This window comes from Arthrobacter globiformis (assembly GCF_046536215.2).
GTDB classification, from domain to species: Bacteria; Actinomycetota; Actinomycetes; order Actinomycetales; family Micrococcaceae; genus Arthrobacter; species Arthrobacter globiformis_E.
The window spans coordinates 886,170-907,981 of the sequence record NZ_CM143421.1 but is presented as its reverse complement, the minus strand read 5'-3'; the positions used below and the strand labels follow the sequence as shown (position 1 = coordinate 907,981).

17 protein-coding genes are annotated in these 21,812 nt (G+C 62.5%); 7 read left to right on the top strand and 10 right to left on the bottom strand.

What is annotated here, in order from left to right; genetic code table 11:
• The first annotated feature begins 15 nt into the window (after positions 1-15).
• On the top strand, positions 16-891 hold the full coding sequence (locus R5O87_RS04130; RefSeq protein WP_410557125.1) for a VOC family protein: 876 nt from the start codon (positions 16-18) through the stop codon (positions 889-891).
• A 19-nt stretch (positions 892-910) separates the two neighbouring features.
• Here the strand turns inward: R5O87_RS04130 and R5O87_RS04125 are convergent, their stop codons facing one another.
• The gene (locus tag R5O87_RS04125) at positions 911-1,615 is read right to left on the bottom strand and encodes a GntR family transcriptional regulator (protein WP_410557126.1); all 705 of its coding nucleotides are present in this window, start codon (positions 1,613-1,615) and stop codon (positions 911-913) included.
• 127 nt (positions 1,616-1,742) lie between these two features.
• Between R5O87_RS04125 and R5O87_RS04120 the strand changes: the two genes are divergently transcribed.
• Genes R5O87_RS04120 through R5O87_RS04105 form a run of 4 tightly spaced genes read left to right on the top strand, consistent with a single transcriptional unit; the run spans position 1,743 to position 7,609 of the window.
• Positions 1,743-2,585, top strand: coding sequence for a fumarylacetoacetate hydrolase family protein (locus tag R5O87_RS04120; RefSeq protein WP_410557127.1), 843 nt, complete (start codon positions 1,743-1,745; stop codon positions 2,583-2,585).
• 2 nt (positions 2,586-2,587) lie between these two features.
• Positions 2,588-4,249, top strand: coding sequence for an FAD-dependent monooxygenase (locus tag R5O87_RS04115; RefSeq protein ID WP_462836386.1), 1,662 nt, complete (start codon positions 2,588-2,590; stop codon positions 4,247-4,249).
• Positions 4,221-6,203, top strand: a complete 1,983-nt coding sequence (locus R5O87_RS04110) for a flavin-containing monooxygenase (RefSeq protein WP_410557129.1) — start codon at positions 4,221-4,223, stop codon at positions 6,201-6,203. Before R5O87_RS04115 ends, R5O87_RS04110 begins: the two co-directional genes overlap by 29 nt.
• A 5-nt stretch (positions 6,204-6,208) precedes the next feature.
• Positions 6,209-7,609: a carboxylesterase family protein gene (locus R5O87_RS04105; RefSeq protein WP_410557130.1), complete on the top strand. Its 1,401-nt coding sequence runs from the start codon at positions 6,209-6,211 to the stop codon at positions 7,607-7,609.
• 688 nt (positions 7,610-8,297) lie between these two features.
• Here the strand turns inward: R5O87_RS04105 and R5O87_RS04100 are convergent.
• The 5 genes from R5O87_RS04100 to R5O87_RS04080 all read right to left on the bottom strand — a co-directional run bounded on the left by R5O87_RS04100 (position 8,298) and on the right by R5O87_RS04080 (position 14,729).
• Complete coding sequence (locus R5O87_RS04100; protein WP_410557131.1) at positions 8,298-10,307, bottom strand: flavin-containing monooxygenase; 2,010 nt, start codon at positions 10,305-10,307, stop codon at positions 8,298-8,300.
• A 107-nt stretch (positions 10,308-10,414) separates the two neighbouring features.
• Complete coding sequence (locus tag R5O87_RS04095) at positions 10,415-11,206, bottom strand: IclR family transcriptional regulator (protein ID WP_410557132.1); 792 nt, start codon at positions 11,204-11,206, stop codon at positions 10,415-10,417.
• A gap of 67 nt (positions 11,207-11,273) precedes the next feature.
• Positions 11,274-12,872 carry a bifunctional 3-(3-hydroxy-phenyl)propionate/3-hydroxycinnamic acid hydroxylase gene (locus tag R5O87_RS04090; RefSeq protein WP_410557133.1) on the bottom strand — a complete coding sequence of 533 codons (1,599 nt, stop codon included), beginning with the start codon at positions 12,870-12,872 and terminating at the stop codon, positions 11,274-11,276.
• A gap of 3 nt (positions 12,873-12,875) precedes the next feature.
• Positions 12,876-13,814, bottom strand: coding sequence for a fumarylacetoacetate hydrolase family protein (locus R5O87_RS04085; RefSeq protein WP_410557134.1), 939 nt, complete (start codon positions 13,812-13,814; stop codon positions 12,876-12,878).
• A gap of 3 nt (positions 13,815-13,817) precedes the next feature.
• Positions 13,818-14,729: a VOC family protein gene (locus R5O87_RS04080; RefSeq protein WP_410557135.1), complete on the bottom strand. Its 912-nt coding sequence runs from the start codon at positions 14,727-14,729 to the stop codon at positions 13,818-13,820.
• 255 nt (positions 14,730-14,984) lie between these two features.
• Here R5O87_RS04080 and R5O87_RS04075 point away from each other — a divergent pair, with 255 nt between their 5' ends.
• Positions 14,985-16,355, top strand: a complete 1,371-nt coding sequence (locus R5O87_RS04075) for an MFS transporter (protein WP_410557136.1) — start codon at positions 14,985-14,987, stop codon at positions 16,353-16,355.
• On the top strand, positions 16,348-16,959 hold the full coding sequence (locus R5O87_RS04070; RefSeq protein ID WP_410557138.1) for a carboxymuconolactone decarboxylase family protein: 612 nt from the start codon (positions 16,348-16,350) through the stop codon (positions 16,957-16,959). The genes R5O87_RS04075 and R5O87_RS04070 overlap by 8 nt, the downstream gene beginning before the upstream one ends.
• Positions 16,960-17,581: 622 nt before the next feature.
• Here R5O87_RS04070 and R5O87_RS04065 read toward each other — a convergent pair.
• From R5O87_RS04065 to R5O87_RS04050, 4 genes are all read right to left on the bottom strand, one after another.
• Positions 17,582-18,175, bottom strand: a complete 594-nt coding sequence (locus R5O87_RS04065; protein ID WP_410557140.1) for an HD domain-containing protein — start codon at positions 18,173-18,175, stop codon at positions 17,582-17,584.
• A 1,092-nt stretch (positions 18,176-19,267) separates the two neighbouring features.
• Positions 19,268-19,456, bottom strand: a complete 189-nt coding sequence (locus tag R5O87_RS04060) for a hypothetical protein (protein ID WP_410557142.1) — start codon at positions 19,454-19,456, stop codon at positions 19,268-19,270.
• Positions 19,457-20,035: 579 nt separating this feature from the next.
• Positions 20,036-21,310, bottom strand: coding sequence for a metal-dependent hydrolase family protein (locus R5O87_RS04055; protein WP_410557143.1), 1,275 nt, complete (start codon positions 21,308-21,310; stop codon positions 20,036-20,038).
• Between the two features lie 33 nt (positions 21,311-21,343).
• Positions 21,344-21,799, bottom strand: a complete 456-nt coding sequence (locus R5O87_RS04050) for a GAF domain-containing protein (protein ID WP_410557145.1) — start codon at positions 21,797-21,799, stop codon at positions 21,344-21,346.
• Positions 21,800-21,812 lie beyond the last annotated feature (13 nt).

Sequence of the window (21,812 nt, the reverse complement as noted above, 5' to 3'; positions counted from 1 at the left end):
GAAAGGCTTTTAGCAATGTCACTTGGTGTGATCACCGAAATGGGTTATCTCGCAATGCGGACCCGTGACTATGACGGGTCGCTTGAGTTGGCTACCGAGGTCCTGGGTCTCCGTATGACACTCAACGACGACAAGCGGGCATACTTGTCCGCCGCGGACCGCCACCACGAGATGGTCTACGTCAAAGGCGATGAAGACGGCATCGACCACATCGGCCTTGTCGCTGACAGCCCGGAAGGGCTTGAAATCATCCGCACGCGGCTTGAAGCCGGCGGCTTCCGGATCCTCACCCGCAGTCCGTTGGAACGGGAAATCGGTGAGGGCTTCGCGGTCCTCGGCCCGGAGGGCTACGTCTGCCACGTCTACGTCGGCATGAAGAACCACCGGCATGGTCCGTCATCCTTTGGCCCGGACCGTTATGGCCACATCAACATCCATCCCCAGAACCCCACCGCCATGAAGGACTTCCTCGTGGAGTTCTTCGGCTTCAAGGTTTCAGATGTCATTGGCCGGGACTTCGCGTACTTCCTTCGGTGCAACCCCGATCATCACGGCATCGCCCTCATCAAGGGTCGTGGCTCCCTGCACCACCACGCCTGGCAGACGCAATCGATCGCGGACCTCGGCCGGCTGGGAGACAGGTTGTTTGCCCGTGGCCGCAGACTGATCTGGGGTCCGGTACGGCACGGCGCCGGTCACAACATCGCGGCTTATTACGTCGAGCCGAACGGCACCGTCGTGGAGTTGTACACCGATCTGGAGCAGATCCACGACGTCGAGCGTCCTCCGATTGAGTGGGACCAGGATGACCGCACCTGGTTCAACCGGTGGGGTGTGTACAACGGCGAAGACTTCCGTTTGCACGGGGCGTTCCCCATCGCAGTGAAGTAAGAATGGACCGGGCTGCCCCCTACTCCTTGGGCAGCCCGGCTTCGGAGGCGGCATGGAACTCGGCTTCTTCGATCACGTCGATCGTGCGCATGTAATGCTCACGCAAAAGCCTGGTGGCCGTCGGAATGTCGCGGGCGATCGTCGCCTCGAGGATTGCCCGGTGTTCGGCTTCGATGTCCCGGGACTGGGCCCGTTGGTCCGGTGCCGTCCAGAGGCGATAGAGGGCGGTGGCCTCGCCCAGAGTGGCCGCAAAGTCCTGAAGCAAGGGGACGGGGCAGGGCTCCAGCAACTTTGCGTGGAAGGCCTGATGCGCAAGGAACCATTCCACGGAGATGTGGCCCGGGTCTTCACTGGTCCGGCGCGGGGTCCGCTCCAGACGGTGGTGAACGGCAAGGAGATCGGACTCCCAGGCGACGTCGCCTTGCTCAATGGCAAGAGTGAGGCCGTATTCCTCCACGCGGCACCGAAGTTCGCCCAGACCGCGGAGTTCTTCCAGGGTGTACTCGGAGATGAAGAAACCCCGGTTGGGGCGGAACTGCAGCAGCTTCTCGCCTGCCAGGCGGACCAGCGCCTCCCGGACGACGGTGGAACTGGCGCCGTACCGCTTGGTCAGCTCTCCAACCTGCAGGTTGGTCCCAGGGGCCCATTCTCCCGCAAAGATATCGGCGCGGAGCTTGCTCCGGACCCCTTCGCTGATGGTTTCTGCGTTTGCTTGTCGTGCCATGAAACAAGAGTACACGTACGCACTAACGGCCAAGCAGTGCATAATTGATTGCAGAATGCATTATTCGTATAGTTTTCACACATTGGTTTGGCCGGAGGCGACGACGCCCGGCCCGGAAAGGATTGACATGCGGTACGCGAGTTACCTCAACCAGGAAGGCCAGGCCACGTGGGGCCTCGAAGCCCATGGAGAGCTGCTGGACCTGGGGCCCAGCGGCGCCAACCTCAGCCCATCCCTGCAGGCAGCGATCGAAGAAGGCTTGCTGTCCGCACCCTTGACGTGGGACAAGGCACCGTCCCAGCCGGTTGAAGGCACCACGTTCCTGCCTCTCCTGTCCGCCCCCGGCAAGGTGATCTGTATCGGCGTCAACTACCGGAGCCATCAAGAAGAGACCGGCCGGGACGCGGTGGCAAAGCCCACCGTCTTTGCACGCTTCTCCGACACTCTGGCAGCCCACGGCGCTGACCTGCCGATTCCGGCCGAAAGCTCCATGTACGACTACGAGGGCGAGGTTGCCCTGGTGGTTGGAGCGCGCGCGGACCACGTCAGCCCGGAAGACGCGTGGAACTACGTCGCCGGTTATGCCGCGTTCAATGACTTCAGCGCCCGTGACTGGCAGCGCCACACTGGTCAGTGGACGCCTGGCAAGAACTTCCCGCTCAGCGGAGCTTTCGGCCCGTACTTTATGGCCGCCGAGGAAGTCGGTGACGTCACCGAGCTCGTGGTGGAAACCCGGGTCAACGGTGAGGTGAGGCAGCGCGCCTCCGTTGCCGATCTCATCTTCGACATCCCGGCCATCATGGAGTACGTCACGGCGTTCACTCCGCTGGCTCCCGGCGACGTCGTCGTCACCGGCACCCCGGGCGGTGTGGGGTTGTTCATGGAGCCGCCCACCTTCCTGGTTCCCGGAGATGTTGTTGAAGTTGAGGTGGGCAAACTCGGCACCCTGCGCAACGTCCTCGTGGCCTAACCATGTGTGGAAGTGACGCCATGGAGGACTTCGATGTGGTGGTTGTGGGGGCTGGCCCGGTAGGGCTGACGGCAGCGTTGCTGCTCGCCGACGGCGGTGCGCGCGTTGCGCTGCTCGAAGCCGCCAAGGCTCCCATGGACCTGCCCAGGGCCATAAGTATTGCCGACGAGACCTTCCGGACCATGGACCGCCTGGGCCTGGCCGATGCTTTGAAAGCGGAATCGCTTTTGGGGACCGGCAGCCGCTACTTCGGGCTGAATGACCGGCCCCTGGCCTCGGCTACGCCTGTTCCGTCCCGCATCGGTCATCCCGCAAAGTCGCAGTTCGACCAGCCCGTGCTGGAAGAACTGCTGTGGACCAAGGCACGCGACCATGAAGGAATCGAGTTCCTGGCCGGCGCCCAGGTGACTTCCGTCAGCCAGGACTCCGGCGGGGTGATGGTCGGGTTCGAGTCCGACGCCGGTTCCGGAACCGTTGGGGGCTCTTGGCTTGTTGGTGCAGACGGCGGACGCAGCTTCGTCCGGGAGTGCCTTGGGATTGACCTGGTGGGTTCCACCCAGCAGGAACGCTGGATCGTCGTGGACCTGCTCAATGTGCCCGGAGCACGCGAACCCTTCGCCGAGTTCCATGGAAACGGGACCCGGCCCTATGTCCTGGTACCGGGGATCAAGGGACGCTTGCGGCTCGAGTTCATGCTCTTCGACCACGAAGACCCGGAGATCATGACGGCTCCGGACAAGATCCTCGAGTTGTCCCGGCCCTTTCACCCGGAGCTCAGGACCGAAGACGTCAGGCGGGCTGTGGTCTACGTGGCCCACCAGCGTCTGGCCCGCACCTATCGTTCCGGCCGAGCCTTCCTGATCGGCGATGCCGCCCACCTGATGCCGCCCTTCTCCGGCCAGGGCCTCAATGCAGGCCTGCGGGACGCCCTCAACCTGAGTTGGAAGCTGCTTGAGGTGCTGCGCGGTTTCGGGACCGATCGGCTGCTGTCCACCTACGAGTCTGAACGCCGCACCCACGCCGCCAAAATGGTCAAGGTTTCGCGCAGGACCGGCGCGGTGGTGATGGCCGTCGGCGGGTTCCGGACCAACCTCCGGGATATTGCCTTCCGCACGGTCAGCCTCATACCCGCCGTCCACCGGTACCTCGGGTCCATGCGGTTCATCACTCCGCCGGACTACCGCAACGGCGTGGCGATCAAGCCGGGGCGCGACGTCGACCGCCGGCTCGCCGCATGGGTTGGTATCGCCCTCAGCCAACCCCAGGTTGCCGATCAGGACGGGGTGACAGCACCCTTGGACTCCCATCTGGGGAGCGGATGGGCGCTGCTCACTCTTCAAGCCGAGGGAGCCGCAACGCCGGGAGGCAGTCAGTTCTGGTCGACCCTCGGCGCCCGCCGCATCCGGTTGGCAGGGACGACAGCCGTGCAGCAAGGGAATTCCGACGACGAACTCCTGGTGGATGCGGCACGGGTTCTCGCAGTGTCCGGGTTAGCCACGCCACACACGGTGTTGGTGCGGCCGGACCGTTATGTCGCTGCCGTGTTCACGGACCACACCGAGCAGTCGGTCATCAATGAACTGCGTTCATACGTCGACCCGCTCACCGTGGCACTGACGAACCAAGGAGGAAAGAATGCCCAGCATGCCGGAAGCGATGTCTGAAACCATGCAGTTTGACGACCTCTACTGGGAGCCAAGTACCGAGCCCATCGTCGAGGACGACGCCGAACTGGAGAACATCGTTGCCCAGGCGGAGCTTCCTGTCCTCCTCGCCACCATCGCGGCGGCGCTGGGCGATACCTCCTTCCTGACCAGCGACTTGCAGCCGCCCCTGACCTTGGTGGATACCCAGCCCCACCCCCACGGAGGCATGTCTGCCGAGCAGCAGGAGCTGGCCAGGTCGCTGGCCTTGGAGGGCTTGCGTCAGTTGCGGGATAGGGGCGTCACCACCGTGGGGATGCTGGGGGAAAGCGCCGTGACGGACCTTCTCGGCTATCTCAGCGGGGGCCGCGAGCATTGGTACCCCTCGTTGAAGCACGAGCTCGATCTTGCAGCAGACAAAGGCGGGGCCCCTGACTGGCAATTTGACGAGGTGGCTGATGGTCGTGACTTCCCGGTCCTGATCATCGGTGCAGGCATCGCCGGAATTGCAGCCGCCTACCGGTACTCACAAGCCGGCATGCCTTTCACGGTGGTGGAGGACGCACCCACGTTGGGTGGCACTTGGGCCAAGAACACCTACCCCGGTGTGCGCCTTGATACCCCCACATTCGGCTATTCGTATTCCTTCGCCCAGCGTGGTGACTGGCCTCACCAGTTCGCCGAAGGGGGAGACGTCCTGGACTACGTCCGGGATGTGGCCGTACGCGCAGGCCTGGTGGAATCCATCGAGTTCTCCACGCGCCTGGTCCGGTTGCTGTGGGATGAGGAATCCCGCATATGGAAGGCCACAACGCGACGCAGCGACGGGCAAGAGCAGGTCCGGACCTTTGCCGCCGTCGTAAGCGCCCTCGGTCAATTGGACCGGCCCAACGTCCCCGACTTCCCTGGGGTCGAGTCGTACCGTGGCGTGACCATGCACTCGCAGGAGTGGTCGCACGACGTCGACTACCGGGGAAAGCGGGTCGCAGTCATCGGCGCAGGGGCCAGCGCATACCAGATCGTGCCTGCGCTGGCGGACGAGGTGGCCGGGCTGGTTCTCTTCCAGCGCAGCGCGCCGTGGATGCTGCCGGCACCGAATTATCATGACGGTGTCAGCGGCACCTTTGACTGGTTGCGACGCAAGGTGCCGCACTATGCGCAGTGGTACCGCCTGTGGGTGACGCTTCAGGGTATTCCGGGCCGCATCCACACCGTCACGGCGGAGGACGGCTGGCAGGGCGCTCCCTTGAGTGTCTCTGCCAAAAACCAGGAAGTCCGGGAGGTGCTGATCGAGCGTCTGCAGGAGCAGTTCGCGGACCGTCCCGAACTGCTGGAAAACGCGATTCCCAACTACCCGCCCGGGGCCAAGAGGATGCTGCGTGACAACGGAGTGTGGGCCGCTGCCCTCAAATCCGGGAGCACCACCGTGGTCACAGCCGGGATCGACCGGTTCACGGAGAGCGGGATCGTTGACAACGACGGTGTTGAACACCAGGTGGACATTGTTGTTTTCGCTACCGGCTTCAAGCCCTCGGACTATCTCGATGAGGTGGAGGTCGTGGGCCGTGGCGGTGTGGAGATCCATGATTTCTGGAAGGGTGACGCCCGGGCCTACAACGGCGTCACCGTCCCTGGGTTCCCCAACTTCTTCCTGTTGTATGGGCCCAATGTTGGGGGTGTAGTGGGAGGAAGCCTGCACTTCATGATTGAGCGGGCCGTCGAGTTCTCCCTCAAGGCCGTCCATGAGGTCCTGCGGCGTGGCGCCTCCGCGATCGACGTCACACCGGAGGCGCTGGATCGCTTCGTGGACTGGGTCGACGCCGGCAACCGACGCATGGCATGGGGGCAGCCCTACGTGCGCAGCTGGTACCAAAATGCGCACGGCCGCGTTTCGCAGGTATGGCCGTACACCAATGTGGAGTACTGGGAAGCGACGGAGACGGTCAGGGCCGACGACCACGAGTTCCTGGCGTGACGGTTATGGTGATCAACACCCCGGCGGGGGAAGTCCGGGCCACGCTGCGCGCAGGCGTGCTGGATGCGCCCGGCCTGCGCTACGGGTCCGCCGGGTTCGACCCCCGGTGGGGTGAGGTCACCGGGACGGATGAGGTAGTTCGTCAAACCCGTCCCGCAGCCTTTCCGCAGCGGCCTGGTGTGTTGGATGGGTTGCTTGGCACGGCGCTGAGCGAACTGGAACAGCTAGAAGACGCCTTTACCCTAAGGGTCCAAGGGCTACCAGATGCCCAGGGATTGCCCGTGCTCTTCTTTATCCCCGGAGGCGGTTTCACCACCGGCTCCGGCGAGAGCCGCTGGTACGACTCGCCGGAGCTGGTGCGGACCGGGCAGATGGTACTGGTCACCGTGAATTACCGCTTGGGCGTCACCGGGCACTTCGGTCCGCTTGGTGACCCTGACGAGTCCACCAAACCGATCCGTGATCTACAGGCAGCCTTGGGCTGGGTACGGGACAACATCAGTGCCTTCGGAGGGGACCCGGCCAGGATTACCCTGGCCGGGGACTCCGCCGGAGCATGGTACGCCTATGTGCTGAGCATGGACCCGACCCTGCGGGGGCTGGCAGCGCAAACCCTGCTGATCAGCATGCCCCGTTTGGCGCCACTGCCAGTTGAGTTGTGGATGCGCCATCGCACAGCCGTCCTTGCCGCCCTGGGTTCAAAATCAGCCCTGCGCAAGGCGCCCATACCGGCGATACTTAATGCCCAAGAAGCTGCAAGGGCGGGACTTGGGCCCTTCCCGTACAGACCCGCCGAATCCAAGCAGACCCCGGCTGACCTGGTGCAGTACGCGAATTCCGTCCGAAGGATTCACACCAAGGCGCTTCTCATAGTCACCACCGCTGAAGAATCCGCTGCGTTCCTCCGGAACCAACCCCCCAGCAATTTCTCCGAAGCGGGCGTGAAGGCTTTCCTCGAACGCACATTCGCAGATCCCGCCCTGGCTGCAGAAATGCTGGAGGTCGAGGGTGACGCCTACATGCGGATGGTCCGAGCTGCGACCCTGGCCCAATTCCGCATCCCGGCCCTTGAAATCGCCGCCCATTCGCCAGTACCAGCCCAAGTGGTGCGGTTCGATCACCGGAGTGAACTTGCCGGAGCCTATTCAGCGCATTGCTTCACCCTTCCCTTCATTTTTGATGGAACTGAGCGGTGGCGGGACTCACCCATGATGGTCCGGACTTCGGAGGCCGAAGCGGCCAAGGTAACCAAGGCGATGCGAGGGGTCATCTCCCGGTTCCTGCACAGTGGAATCGCTGGCGCTGAGCGCTACAACGTGGAAGACCCTCGCACCCTGACAGTAGGCGTTATTGGTACCCGCCATGAGCAGGCACTCGAAGCCGTTCTGGAGATACGGGACGAATAAGAGCCGAACTAAGACAACCGCCCAAGTCGACTAGGGCTCGCCTGAAGTGAGTATCAGATCGACAGCGCACGCCGCGTTCACCTTAACCGAGCAACCCGGTGGTAACTCCATCTAGGAAAGAAAACTCTCGATGTACAAAATTGCGGACATAAAAGCTCAGGAAAAAGCCGTGCTGAATAATAGGCTCGATGACGCAGTCGCGACCGCTCATTCTGACCCACGAACAAGGACTGGGCTGGGTGTACTTGTAACCCGTCACAAATTCGACCATTACTCCGTGACACTGTCACCCGACGTTCCGTTTGGCATGACCCAGGAAAACGATCAGGCTTGACAGGGCAATCCCGAACGAGCAGCTGATGCCTCCCCGTAGGGACGACCGCCCCTATTCCACGGAAAACACTTCTGACATCAAGGACATGCATCCCCTGCTGGCCTGGACCGGCCTCCGACCCGGCGGCACCATTGCCCTTCGATTGCGTAACGGTCAAGAGCTCTTGGGCCGAGTGGAAACAGGAACAGCCGATGGTCTCGTCATCTGGATCAGAACAGAACTGAACGAGCGAAAGATGATCCACTTCCACGATTGCGAGTCCGTACAGCGCCTGGACGATGGATGGTAAAGGACGGCTCGAAGCGGTGACCGGGGTGCAAGAAGTGAACCACGTCTGGACCGGTCCGGCGCTTATCACCGCAGGAATTCGTAGTCATCGGCATCGACTCTTTCGGTGATCCTCCAGTATTCGGTCGTCTTGAAAGGCCAGACCTGGGAGACCCTGCTGTATCGGTTCTTATACCAGTTGGTTACGTAGGGTTGGCCCCACGTCATCCGGCGGTTCTCGGCGTCCACCCACTCGATATGACGGTCGAGTGCTTCCTGTTTCAGGTCGAGCGCGGCCTTGTCCCGCAGGAGGAGCTGGTGGATTGCCTCAACCGCATACTCGGCGGCGCGCTCCATCATGATGTGCAGACCGCCGGCGGCCACACCGGTGGTGTTGGGTCCCAGCATCATGAACAGGTTCGGGAAATGAGGCACCGTGATTCCCGCGAACCCCTTTGCATCTCCCTGCCAGTAGTCGTGGATTTCCAGGCGGCCGCGCCCAACGATCTCAATGGGGTCCAAGTAGTCGGAGGGGCGGAACCCGGTCGCGTAGATCACCACGTCCACATCGATGTGCCCTCCGGTGCCGGTCACCAGCCCGGTGGGGGTGAACGACTCCAGCCCTGATGACACCACCGTGGTGACTGGTGCCATGAGCGCCGCAGCCCAGACGCCGTTGTCCCGCAGCAGGCGCTTGGCCGACGGCGGGTAGTTGGGGATTGCTTTTTCGAGCAAGTCCGGACGGCCTTCGTACTGGAGCTCCATGCGGCGGATGACTTCCTGGCGGAAGGCCTCGTTCCTGGGGCTGACACTCAGCGGGGCTTTGTCCCACCCCTCCTCGACCGTGGCGACGTTGATGCGACCTTCGATGCCAAGTGCAGTAACCCAGAGACGGAACCACTTGCCGTAATGGGGAACCTTTGAGTGCAGCCATTGAGCGGCCTCCGACATCGGCTCGTGATAGCTCTCCGCGGGCAGCATCCAAGGCGCGCTGCGCTGGAAGACGTGAAGGCTTTCCACCTGATCGACGATTGCCGGGATGATTTGGTAGGCGCTGGCACCGGTACCGATCACCGCTACCTTCTTGCCGCGCAGGTCCACGGAGTGGTCCCACTCCTGCGAGTGCATCTGCGCTCCCGTGAATTCCTCCTGCCCGGGCCACGTTGGAATGTGGGGATGATCGAGCTGGCCGACGCAGGTGATGATGGCGTTGAACCGGCGGATCTGCCGGGTCCCATCCGCGGATCCGGTGGTGGCTGTCCACGTCCTGGTTCCCTCATCGAACTCGGCCTTCTCCAGCCACGTGTGGAGTTCGAGTTCATCGGCTAGCTCTGCGCGGGCCACCACTGTTTCCAGGTACTCAAGGACTTCCTCGCCCTTGGCGAACTGATGAGGCCAGTCATCGCGCTGCGCGAAGGAAAAGCTGTACCCGTAGGTCGGGGTGTCCAAGCGGACTCCAGGGTAGTGGTTCTTCCACCACGTTCCCCCAACCCGGTGGGAGGATTCAATCCAGGTGTAGGGGAGTCCGGCTTCCTTGAGTCTGTATGCTGCAGCGATGCCGGAAACGCCGGCGCCCACAATCAGCGTCTCGAAGGTTCGCCCCTGGGATAGCTCCTCGAAGGACCAATTGGCCGAGCCGTTCCGTTGGGGGCTAATGAGCAATTCGTGCTGCATCTCTCCCGCCCAGCTCGGATCGGAGCTGGTGCGCCCGCCGGTAAACCAGTCCAGGATGTAATCGGCCTGTTCCGCGGTAAGTTCCCCCACGGTCCGAATGTTTTCATCGCGCAGGCGCCGCAGCCCTTCGAAGGCAATGCGCCGGCCGCGGGCGATCTGGTCCTCGTTCAGGCCGCCGTGGGACTGGGTGGTGGCGCCCATGGGCGGCAAAGGTGGGGAGAGCTCCGGCTCCAGCAGCGACATGTCCTTCAGTGCTGCGGCAAGCGCGGCCATGAGGACCGGCAGCTCAGCACCTTCAACGAAGGCCCTAAGTTCTTGGTCGGTCTCCGTAACCTGAGCGTATTGGTCCCTGCCGTAAAGGTCCCCGCTATGGACAGGCGAGGTCCGTTCGGTGGTGGCTGCCGGCGTGATCAGGGCATTCATGAGTTTCCTCCTGCGCGCCTTTATGGCGCGGTTATATGACGACGTTGTCTTGGTCAGGAATAGCGCGGTGTCCGCGCGGTTACTCGCGAGCTGAAGTCGGGGTCCTGTCAGCCCCTGTGAAGTCGGAAATCGTCCGTGGCGGTGCGGACTGCTGCAACGATTTCCGTGATCCGGGGTCGCATACGCTCCGCCGGCCCGGAGACCGTCACTGCGCCGAGGACTTCCCCGTGGTCGTCGCGGACCACGGCACTGACTCCTATGACGCCGGGTTCGCTTTCTTCATTGTTCAGGGCCCAACCGCGGTTGGAGATTTGGGCGAGTTCGGCAAGCAAGTGGTTGCGGTCGTGGATCGCCAGATCGGTGCCGGTGGTCCAGTTGCGTTCCCCGGAAAACATTTGATCCACTTCTCCCGGGGGAAGGGCTGCCAGAAGGCACTTTCCAGCCGAAGTTATATGGGCCGGAAGGCGATCTCCCACCCTGGAGACGGCGCGGATAATGTGCGGGCTTTCGACGCATGCAAGGAACAACGCCTGGTCTTCCTTGAGCACCAGGTAGTGGGCAGTCTCCCCGGTCTGTCTCGCCAGCCAAGCAAGGGTCGGCTCGATCTCAGTACGGATGTCGCCCTTGTTTGTCAGCGCTTGCGCTAATTGCATCAACGCCGGACCAGCGACGAAGGACTTGTCCGTTGGGTGGCGTTCCAACAATCCGGCCTGGGCTAGCGTGGAGACCATTCGGTGCGCCGTCGACCGTGCCGCACCAAGTTCCTCAGAGACGTCGACGACGCGGATGCTGGCCCTCGAACGCAGCATGAGGAGGGTGCGGGCGGCATTCTCAACGGACTCGATCGGATACCGGTATGCCGGATCCGTCGAGGACTCCTCGGGGACGGTGACGTTCATGGAACTCAGCCTCTTCGTGTGTGGGTCGTCTGTAGCCAGCATAGACAGACCATGGACCCTGCGGGCATTACGCACGAACGGTCCCTTCCACAAGCACGCCGGCCTCTTCATTTCGGTCCAACAACGGTGAATGCCGGGTGACGTAAGCCAGAAGTTTGTTAACGGATTCCTCCAAAGCCTCCGAGCCCCTGCCAGCGTCGAACACGTACGCATCCGGCCTGACCAACACCCAATCGGCGTCAGCGGCACCCAGCCAGTCAGCGAAGCGGCTTCCTTGTTCAACAAGGCTGCTGGCCCCCGGCGAGGCTTCAGTCGGCTGCGGGCTGATAGCGGCTATTGAGACGTCCAGCAATTCCAGTTGACGCCTGGCGCTGGCCGACAAGCCATCCAGCACGTCCGGGTGAACCGTCAGCAGCATCAACGAGGAGCCGAGGACATCGCCCAAAAGGACGCCTTTGGAACTTGCAATGCGCGGTTGAACGGCCAGTCGGCCGCCCAAAGGGCCGTCTACGAACCCGGCTCCCAGCTGCGGCTGGAACGGCGGATTGGCTTCCGTTTGGGCTTCCAGCTTTCGGTCCCGTTCGGCTGCTTTGGCGGGATTCGTCTCGCAGACCATCTGGCCTACACGGACCGACTCTGCGATGTACTCCGTCACGTGGGGCCGTCGGCTTTCGGTATAGGCGTCCATGAAATCGATCGGAGCGGTGCCCTCAAGCACCTTGTTGAGCACCCAGGACAGCGTCATTGCATCCCGCATTCCGCTGATCATCCCTTGGCCCATGAACGGCGGCATCAGATGTGCAGCATCTCCCGCCAACAAGATCCGGCCCTGGTTGAAGGTCGAGGCCACCAAGGATTGGAACGTATATGTGGTGGACCGTAGAAGGGTTACCGTGTCCTCCGTGATCCATCGGCGAAGCTTGGGCCAGACGTTCTCCGGCTTGGCCGCCTCCACAGGATCGGCTCCATCGACGATCATGAACTCCCAGCGGTAGTGGTCACCCCCCAGCCAGGCCATGTGTGAAGGTTGCGCAGGATCCAGCACCTGGCCGGTGTCCGGAACATCAGGGGCCTTGGTCCCCTCCTTCATTTCCACATCAACGACTACCCACGTCGCCTCGAAGCCGAGGTCGTCCCTCGAGATCTCCGCCTGCTCCCGGACAAGGCTGTTGGCGCCGTCCGCCCCCACAACGAAACGGGCAAAGACAGGTTCCGCGCCGCCGTCGAGCGTCAACGCGACGCGGTCGCCGAGGTCGGATACTGTCCGGACGTTAGTCGACTGGCGCACTGTCACGCCCGGGGTCGACTTGGCCGCCGCGTCGAAGAGGTCCTCGATATCCGGCTGATAGAAGTGGTAAGAGGATTCCCAGCCGCTTGGAGTTTCCCAGCCACGTGGCAGGTTGGACAGGACGCTCAGGTCGGCGCGGAGGAGCAGGTACTCGCGGGCAGGAACGATCGCTGCGTTGATCTCCTCAGAGATCCCCATCGCCTGCAGGATCCGCATTGCCTCATGGTCCAGGTGGCAGGCCCGGGGCAGTGGATAGAGGCCGGCTTGCTTGTCCAGAACCAGGACCGAGCACCCTTGACGTCCCAACAGCGTGGCCAGGGTCTGGCCTACAGGGCCATAGCCGACGATCGCGACGTCATAGTTCGTGGCTGCTTCCATCTCCTACTCCAGTCCCTGACGGCGGAACGACGCCGGCTGCGGGGTCTTGGCAACCGTGGTGCTTTGGGTTCCAAGGCCCTCGATTTCGATCAGCACCTCGTCACCGGCCTGCAGCCACGGGAACTCACCCTCGCCGTGGGTGCGGCTCAGTTCAAGGATGCACCCCGTGCCGCAGGTGCCTGAGCCGAAGACGTCGCCCGGGCGAACCTCGGTGCCACGGCTAGCATAGGAAACCATCTCCCCGAACGAGTAGTGGACGTCAGCCCAGTTGGCCCGGGAGTATTCGACGCCATTGACTTTGAGGGACATGGCCCGGTCAAAACCCGTTGCCGTCCGGTACGGCTCCAGCTCGTCCTTGGTGACCAGCCAGGGGCCGAGGGAAGTGGCTGTGTCCTTGCCTTTCACGGGCCCCATCGAGAGGAGCATTTCCTCGTGCTGGATGTCGCGACCGCTCCAGTCGCAGAGGATGCTGTAACCGATGATGGCGTCTTCGCCCTCCTCGGCCGTGAGGTCCTGCCCGCCTTTGCCGACCACTGCGGCGACTTCGAGCTCGAAGTCGAAACGTTCGGATCCCGGGGTCATCGGGATCTCGCCTTCGCCCTTGAGGTTGTAGGGGTTGGAGAAGTAGAAGACGGGGATCTTGTACCAGAGGGGATTCATCTCCAGGCCCCGCGACTCCCGTCCGGCCTTGACGTGCTGTTCGAAGGCATAGAAGTCGCGGAAAGTAGGTGGCGTGGCAATCGGGGAGAGGTTGCGGACCGTTGCAGGATCGACGACGGCGCCTGCCAGGATTGCTTGTTCGCCGGCTTTCCGCAGGGCTTCTTCGCCCTGTTGGATCAAGTAGAGCAGATCATGGTGGCCCTCGATGACCCGGTATTTGCCGTCCACGACGACGCCAACGCGGGGCAGTTCGCCTTCACTGGTGAATCGAACGAACTTCATTGCTTAACGTCCCCCCACCAGCTGGGTGTTTTGGCGGTACTTGGAGGGGGTTGGGGCAAGTCCCAAGGCGCGGAAGCCCTCGGGGAGGTAGTCGTTCCACTGGTTCCACCACACCTCGCCGTCCTCCCACACCACTGGTTCGCGGTTGTCGTCATAGATCTGTTCGATGTCCGTATAGAGCTCCACCACGTTTCCCGAGTGTTCCGTGTAGTAGCAGGCAATGTTATTGCCCGCACCGTGCCGGACCGGACCCCAAAGCAGTTCCCGTCCCAAGGCGTGGAGACGGTCTCCGGCTTTGGTGAGGTCGCTGACGCCCTGAACCTCCCAGGCGTGGTGATGGAAGGTGCCGCGGCCTTGCAGCACGGCGATGCCGTGATGTTCTGTGTTGCAGCGCAGGAAGTAGCCCCGCGAACCTCCGGTGCCGATCACATCGGAAATCCGGAAATCGAGGACCTTGGTCAGGAATTGCACCATTCCGTAGTGATCTTGGGGATGGAAGTTGAAGTGGCCGTACCGGTTTGGGCCGAAACCCTTGGGGGTGATGCCGGCCTTTTGCAGGCCCAGGGAAATTTCGAAGGCGAAGCCCTCCGGGCCGATGAACGTGAAGCCGTCCTCTACGCCCTCTCCAGTGGGCTTCTCTGAGACGACCAGGAAGCCTTGGTCCTCTACCCTCCGTCGTACATCCCTGAGCGCATCGCCGTTAGCGGCGAGGAGCCCCAAGGCTTCCAGGCCGTCGACGTCGGACTCGACGTAGGTCAGCTCATGATGCACATCTGCGGCTGCCAGATAGGAGACTCCGTCGGCGCGCGCAGTTTCCCGGAGACCAAGGATCTGCGTTGCGTCGAAGATGGACTGTTCAAGATTGGAGGTCCGGATCGATACCGGCCCCATTTCGGAAATTGCGCCCCAAGACATTGGTACTCCACCTCTGGATGAATCGTCTGTTTATTGTTCCATCAGATAGAACACGTTCTGTTCTGCGGACAATACGAGGACGCTAGCAGTTGTAGTTCGACATAGGCAACCCCTCGCTAGGCTGAACAAGCGGGGGGTTGTGCGGCAATCCCCACTGAAGTAGCGTGTGATCATTCCCCACAGCAGAACGTGTTCTGCTGTGCGAAACTCTATGATTTCCCCTCTACAAAGGTGTGACTTGGGAAAGGACATGACATGACAGAACGGACGTCTATGCGGAGCCCGGAGCTGCGCAGCAGCTCCCGCGAACGCCGACGCGTGGTCTTTGCCACCGTTGCCGGTACCACGATCGAGTGGTACGACTTCTTCCTCTACGCCACCGCAGCTGGCCTTATCTTCACTAAGGTCTACTTCGAACCTGCCGGAGAAGCCGCGGCGCCGCTTCTGGCATTCCTGACGGTTGGCATCAGCTTCTTATTCCGACCCCTCGGTGCTTTCCTTGCCGGGCACTTCGGTGACCGTTACGGCCGCCGCGTTGTCTTGATGGCTACCCTGGTCCTGATGGGTGCTTCGACCGCCCTGATCGGCTTGTTGCCAACCTTCGATTCCATAGGATTGATTGCTCCAATACTGCTGGTCCTGTTAAGGATCCTGCAGGGCATCTCGGCGGGAGGTGAGTGGGGAGGCGCTGCTCTCCTGGCCGTTGAGCACGCTCCAACGCGCCGGCGTGGAATCTTCGGCGCATCACCGCAGATCGGAACCCCCCTTGGGCTGCTGCTGGCGTCGGGCATGCTGGCCACGATGACACTCATCGCGCCAGCTGCGGCTTTCCTCGAGTGGGGCTGGCGCATACCGTTCATCCTTTCCGTGGCGCTGATCGTCATTGGTTACTACATCCGACGTCGGGTGGATGAGAGCCCGGTATTCAGCGAACTGGCCGAACGCAAGAAGGAAGCCCGTGCGCCGATTGTCGAGCTCTTCAGGAAGCATTGGCGCCTGGTCCTGCTGGCAGCCTTGATTCCTTCCGCAAGCCAGGCTGCCGGGTACATGACTACCGGCGGCTACATCCAGCGGTATGCCACCGATCCTGCGGGCCCTGTTGGTTTGAACCCCGGGGAGGTCCTCTGGGTGGTCACTGCCTCGGCCGTTTCCTGGCTGATTTTCACCCTCATTGGCGGATGGCTTTCCGACAAGCTCGGACGCCGTAAGACGATGCTCCTCGGGTGGCTCCTGCTCGCCGCCGCACTCCTCGTCCTTTTCCCGCTGGTGAACACTGCGTCCACCGTGGGCCTCTTCGCCGGACTGACCCTGGTGACTGTCGGCCTGGGAATGGTCATCGGCCCCTTGTCAGCGCACTACACCGAAATCTTCCCTGCGGCGGTGCGCTTCTCCGGGGTTTCCATCGCCTACGCATTGGGCGCCATCGTTGGCGGTGCATTCGCTCCCACCATCGCACAGGCCCTTGTGCAAGCCACGGGGTCCACCGGCGCCGTGACAATCTACCTGGAAGTGATGGTGGTGGTATCCATCATCGCCACCCTCTTGGTCCGCGACCGTACAGGCGTGCACCTGGGTGCAGACATGGAGGACCGGGTTGACAGCCCCATCCACGGAGTCAATGCCTAAGATGCTGCGACGCACTGATAGCCTGCGGCCGAACCAAATGGAGCTGGACCAGAAGAAGCTCTACGAAGCCATCACCCAGGGCACCAGGGCCCAAGGCCCGCAACACTTCGCCCTAACGGATGACCAAGGCCGTCTCAATGGGCCGTTCGGCGACTTCCTGTTGTCGCCGTCAGTCGGAATGGCGCTTCAATCGCTCGGCGCTGCACTGCGCTACGAAACCGAACTGCCCGATCGGGCGCGCGAACTCGCCATTCTCGCTGTCGCCGCCCGACAATGTTCAACCTTCGAACGTGAATCCCACGAAGCCATAGCGCGGGCCCTCGGATTCACCCAGGATGAGCTGCACGCTATCCGGCGCGAAGATATGACACCCTTCGACGGAGTTGAATCGCTGGTCGGCCGGACGGTCCTGGCGCTGCTCGACGGAGACCTTGGTGATTGCGCTTGGTATGAGGCGGAGGAACTGCTCGGCCGGCGCACGGTCTTTGAGTTGGTGACCTTGGTGGGCTACTACTCAACCTTGGCATTGCAACTTCGCGTATTTCGGGTCGAGTCCCAAGAAGCTGCGGACAGCCCATCCAATGGATTTGCCACCAGTCGCTGATTGAGCATCGCGGGATGTTAACCAGCACCTAGCCAGGGTTCACGCAAAGCCTCGGAACGGACCACCGTTCCGAGGCGACGCTGTGCTGGCCACTTGAGCCTGGCACCGTCAAGGATGATGGTGGGGGGAGGCATGCGGACATGGCCCGTGCCCACGGCTGGCGAATGTCCGGCCGTCCAGCACGCTTAGGACTTTGGGCGGCTGGTCGAGGAAAACGTCGTTGACTAGACCACACGGTCGACCCGCTCCAGCGCCGGGACGGCATTAGTGGTTCTCAATGTGGACTCTCAAAATCACGAGCGCCGAAAACGGGGCCGCACCCCGTTAGTGCCAGTCGCTCTGCTTGACCTGACGGTAAGTCGGCGCTGTCTTTTACGCTCTCGAGAGACCTATCCCCTGGACGCTTGAAAGAGCCGATAGTCGACCTTTCGTCAACCTGAGTGTGGGCCAGATCGTGGGGCGATGGGGGCAGGCCCGGCCATCGGAAGGTTGCATCTGAAACCCAATCGCTCGACTTGCTGATCGCTGAACGCGTCTGGAAGTAGCCAATCTCGGGCCAGCTAACCGTCGGTCGGAGTTTCGTCTCGATTATTGGCGCATGCCTCGGGCAACGCAGATGCTGCTAGAAAGCAGGGCTGATTCCTGGGCGCCCTGGGTCGCTTCGGTGGGCTTGCAGCAATGCCGCGGGCCAGGAGGCTGAAGGTGCCTTGTTTTCGTTTCTGAGCGCTTGGCTGACGACAGCATCCTCCAGCACTTTTTCGATCATGAGTCTCGGGTACGTCCTCTGGATCTCGACACGGCGTATCTCTGCGCCGGGCAACAAAGTGAGGTCACCGAAGTCGGTCCGCACACCGAGCCTCAGGTAGCGGGTGAGTGGCCCTCTCCGTTCGGCGATCTGGGGTGAGGTGTGCAGTGCGATGGCTTCCCACACGTCGTCGATCCGGTGAGCGTCCCAGCCCTGATCGGCGAGGAAGGCGGCGGCGGCATCGGCTCCCTCGATTTCAAACCGCTGCGGGCCGTCATACTCGTCGGCCGTGCCCGCATCGTGGAACAGTGATGCAATGTGCAGGGCGTCCAGGTCGACGGCGCAGCCTTCGTGCTCGGCGATGGCCTTGGCCAGTTCGTAGACGCGGCGACTGTGGTTGAAAATGGCGGGCTGCAGCCGCCGGGACAGGAACGTGGCGGCTTCACTACGCAGCTCTCCTGGTGCTGTCATGGCCGGAGACTTGCGGCGTTGCCCGCCGCTTCCGGGTCGTGTTCCGGTCCCGGGAAGCCGCGGTACTCGCAGTTGTAATGGAAGGTCAGATATTCGGGGCCAAGGGCAGGCATGGCGGTCCTTGCGGTCGGGGTTAGGAATCCACTTCGAAGTCTATGCGCTCGGAGCGGGACGCCGGCTGCGGCCGGCCGGTCCGGGGCCTGCCGCGAGGGGCCATAACGTTTTCGCCGTACGAGCGAGGATCCGGGAAGGACGTTATGACCCCTGACAAGTTGAATGGGATCCTGCCCGCAGTGAAGTACCGGTACCAACGAAGCACGTCCGCACCATTGGCACTACTGCGGTGTTCGTCTTGCCTTCACACTCGCCGGCTGCATTTGGCTCGCAGATGTGGGACCGCGCTCCGCTCTGCGCGACGCTGCCCTGAGATGAGTCGGCAAGGGCACCGCCAACGGTTCGCGGAGTGGCTGGATCCGAAGTGCTGTGTTTTAGTGACCGGGCCCGGACGACTGTGCTGGTGTGACGGCCGGGCCCGGCACTCCCTGGGCCCACGGCGGCAGGCGGATGTCACTACGCCCGCCCAGTCTGTTGCCCGGAACCTGTGAAAACGTAGCAGAACCTTGAGGCCAATCAAGGTGACCGTTGACTTTCCGTTGAGAGAGGTCCCGCCGCCATGACTCTGGCTGAACCCAAGTCGTCGGCTTGTTCCGCACATCACTGCTCAACTCATTTTTCGTGCGACGGCGATCCGCCCCTGAGTCCGGGAACGTCGTCTCCTCGCAGTTGGCGTGCGGGGCAGTTGGTAGTGGAGAGGGGATTTCCCACGCCCAAAACAGCCGTGCCCCTCGATGGGTTGGGGCTCAAGATGCCCACAAAAGAGGGTGTGCACAATGTGCACACCCTGCGCTTCGGATTCGGTTGGAGCGGCATCGGACTGGGCCGGATTGGGGATGTTTTCGGGTGAGGGGCGGATTTGCAGGGGGAGGAGCCTGGTTCGAGTCCCAGCTCGGGCACGTGTTTCCCCTGTTCAGGGGCTTTTTAGCCTCTGAGTGTGCACATATTGTTCACTCGTTGGGCCCCTTCGGGCCTTTTTCATTGGTGGCTGGTTGCCTCCTTGCCTGCCTTGCCGTTCGACGGTGCGTCCTTCGTTACCAGTTCATAGTGGTCAGTGGCCTGGGCAATATGACCTGAGAAAAATCTGGCCCGGACTTCTTTCCCGCGTTCTTGGTCCTTCACTGGGTTTGCTCCTGTCCGGTTCGTGGTTTCCTCCTGCTTCTTCATCGTTACCTCCGGCGTCGACTGCATGACACTGTGCATCTTGAGCGGTGTTCCGAGGTGAGGTGCCCGCTGCACTTTGTGTTCTTCATACCTGTTCATTGCCTCCGTGCCGGACAACAACATGACGCTCGGGCAGCCCCAGTCGGCACGGAGCCTTAACTCCAATCACGCGCTCAAAAGGCTTGCCGGGAAATGTACGCTCGCGTGGTCAACTTGAGGTGCGCCTCGAGCCGCTTGGCATATCAAGTCGTGCAGATGCTGACCCACATTCTTGCTTACGCCGGCCAAGCCCTGGTGGACATTGGTGAGCGAGGGTGTATAGAAGGGGGCTTCGGGACGGCATCAAAGCCGGTCAGGGTAATGTCTTCCTGACCACGCAGGGGGCTGGACGTCAGGTGACTCGTTCGTCTGCACCACGATCGCCATCGAAGCGCGCCGCCGGGCCCGAGTGTCGAATGGCCGGTACAACCAGTTCAAGGACCTACGTACAGAGCAGCATCGCGGGCCAAAGCCTCAGAGCGACGAAGACGACGGCGGGCCCTCGCGCCGTCAACTTCGTCGCCCTGCTGTCCGGGCAAGCCGTCATGCGGAGGCGCCGCTGAGGGCCTCGTCTGTCATGGCAGAACCCACCGGAAGGCCGCCGGAGGGGACAACGCGGCCGGCCTTGATGACGGTGCGATTCCGGCTCCCGTCCCAGAGCACTGAGGGCTCCTCGAAGGGATTGCCGTCTAGTATCACCAAGTCCGCGCATGCCCCCTTCGCGATGCGGCCCAGGTCTTCGCGCCGGAGCAGTGCCGCGTTCGTTGAGGTCGCAGAGCGGAGTGCGTCATAGACGCCCAACACTTCGCACTGCAGGCGAAGCCCGGCTAGCTGTTCATCCTCGAGCTCACCCATGAGGTCGCTGCCGAAACCAATCCGGACTCCGGCGTCGCGCGCCAGTGTGACGGCGTTCTTGCCGGCGGCCAGTACTTCCTGGTTCTTGGCGGCGCCCACCTCGGTAAGCCCGATTTCCGCTCCACGGCGGCCCATCGCGTCGTACGTCACCAACGTGGGCACGAGGTAGACGTCATTCTCCGCCATGAGGCGGGCGGTTTCAGCATCCAGTAGGTTGCCGTGTTCGATGCAGCGGACTCCGTTGAGGACTGAGTGCGTAATGGCTTCTGGTGAGTAGGCGTGCGCGGTGGCGTAGCTGCCCCGCCGCGATGCCTCTTCGGTGACCACGCGGATTTCCGCCGCGCTGTACTGGGGCACACGGATCGGATCGACAGGAGAAATCACTCCTCCGGAGGTCATGAGCTTGATGGCCGTCGCACCGGTCCGGAACCGGTGGCGCACCGCCAGCAGCAAGTCCTCGACGCCGTCCACCACCTCGCACATGTGGCCGCCATGGAAGCAGCTTCCATCGTTCGCGGCGCGGATGTCGCCGTGACCGCCGGTCTGGCTCAGCGCCGGACCGGTAAAGAAGTACCGGGGACCGGGGTACAGTCCTTCCTCGATGGCAGTTGCCAGGCCTACATCACCCCCGGCCACATCCCGGACTGAGGTGAAGCCCCGGCCGAGCGCGGCCTCAAGCCTGCGGGCACCGGCCAGGGCTGAGTAGCTCAACGGCCCGGTTTCGTTTATCGCCGAGGTCAGGCTGAGCGCGTAGGCATGGAAGTGGGCATCGATGAGGCCGGGAATCACCACCCGGCCGCCCGCGTCGAGTACGTTTCCGGCGCCACTGCCTTCGTCGGTGCTGCCTATGGCGGTGATCCTGCCGTCGCGGACAATGATGGAGCCCTCAATGAGTGCGGGTGATTCGCCGTCGAAGATCCTGGCGTTCCGAATGGTCAGGTTTCCCTGAGAGTTGGGGATCACGTGGTGTGTTTCCTTCCTGTTGCAGGGCGCACGCTAGCTGGTGGCTGCCAGAGAATCTTCGAGGAGCTGGACAGAGCGCCTCGCAACCTCGACGGCGGCGTCCACCGAGGACTGGTCATAGCTGCCTTCGGGCGCCAGGAAGTTCATCGAGCCGATCGTACGGCCGCCGCTCACCACCGGAACATTGACGATCGCGCCGCATCCCAGCGATTCGATGGTTCCGGAGTCGAAGAAGAAAGCCCTGACCGCTTCCCTGTCAGCGCCCAGGAACGGCTGCTGGCCAATGAGGACCTGCTCCAGCCACACGGGGTTGGTGTCTCCCGCGAGGGTCTTCTTTCCGCCAAGGGGGTAGACCTCGGGGTGGGTGGTGTAGACGCGCGCCATGCTGCTGCCTTCGTCGGCGATGACGGAGGCAGTGAAGAGACGGACGCCGACGTTCTCCCTGGCGAAGGCGTAGACGTCGTCGAAGGATTCAAATTGGGAACTCATGGGAGTCCTTTCT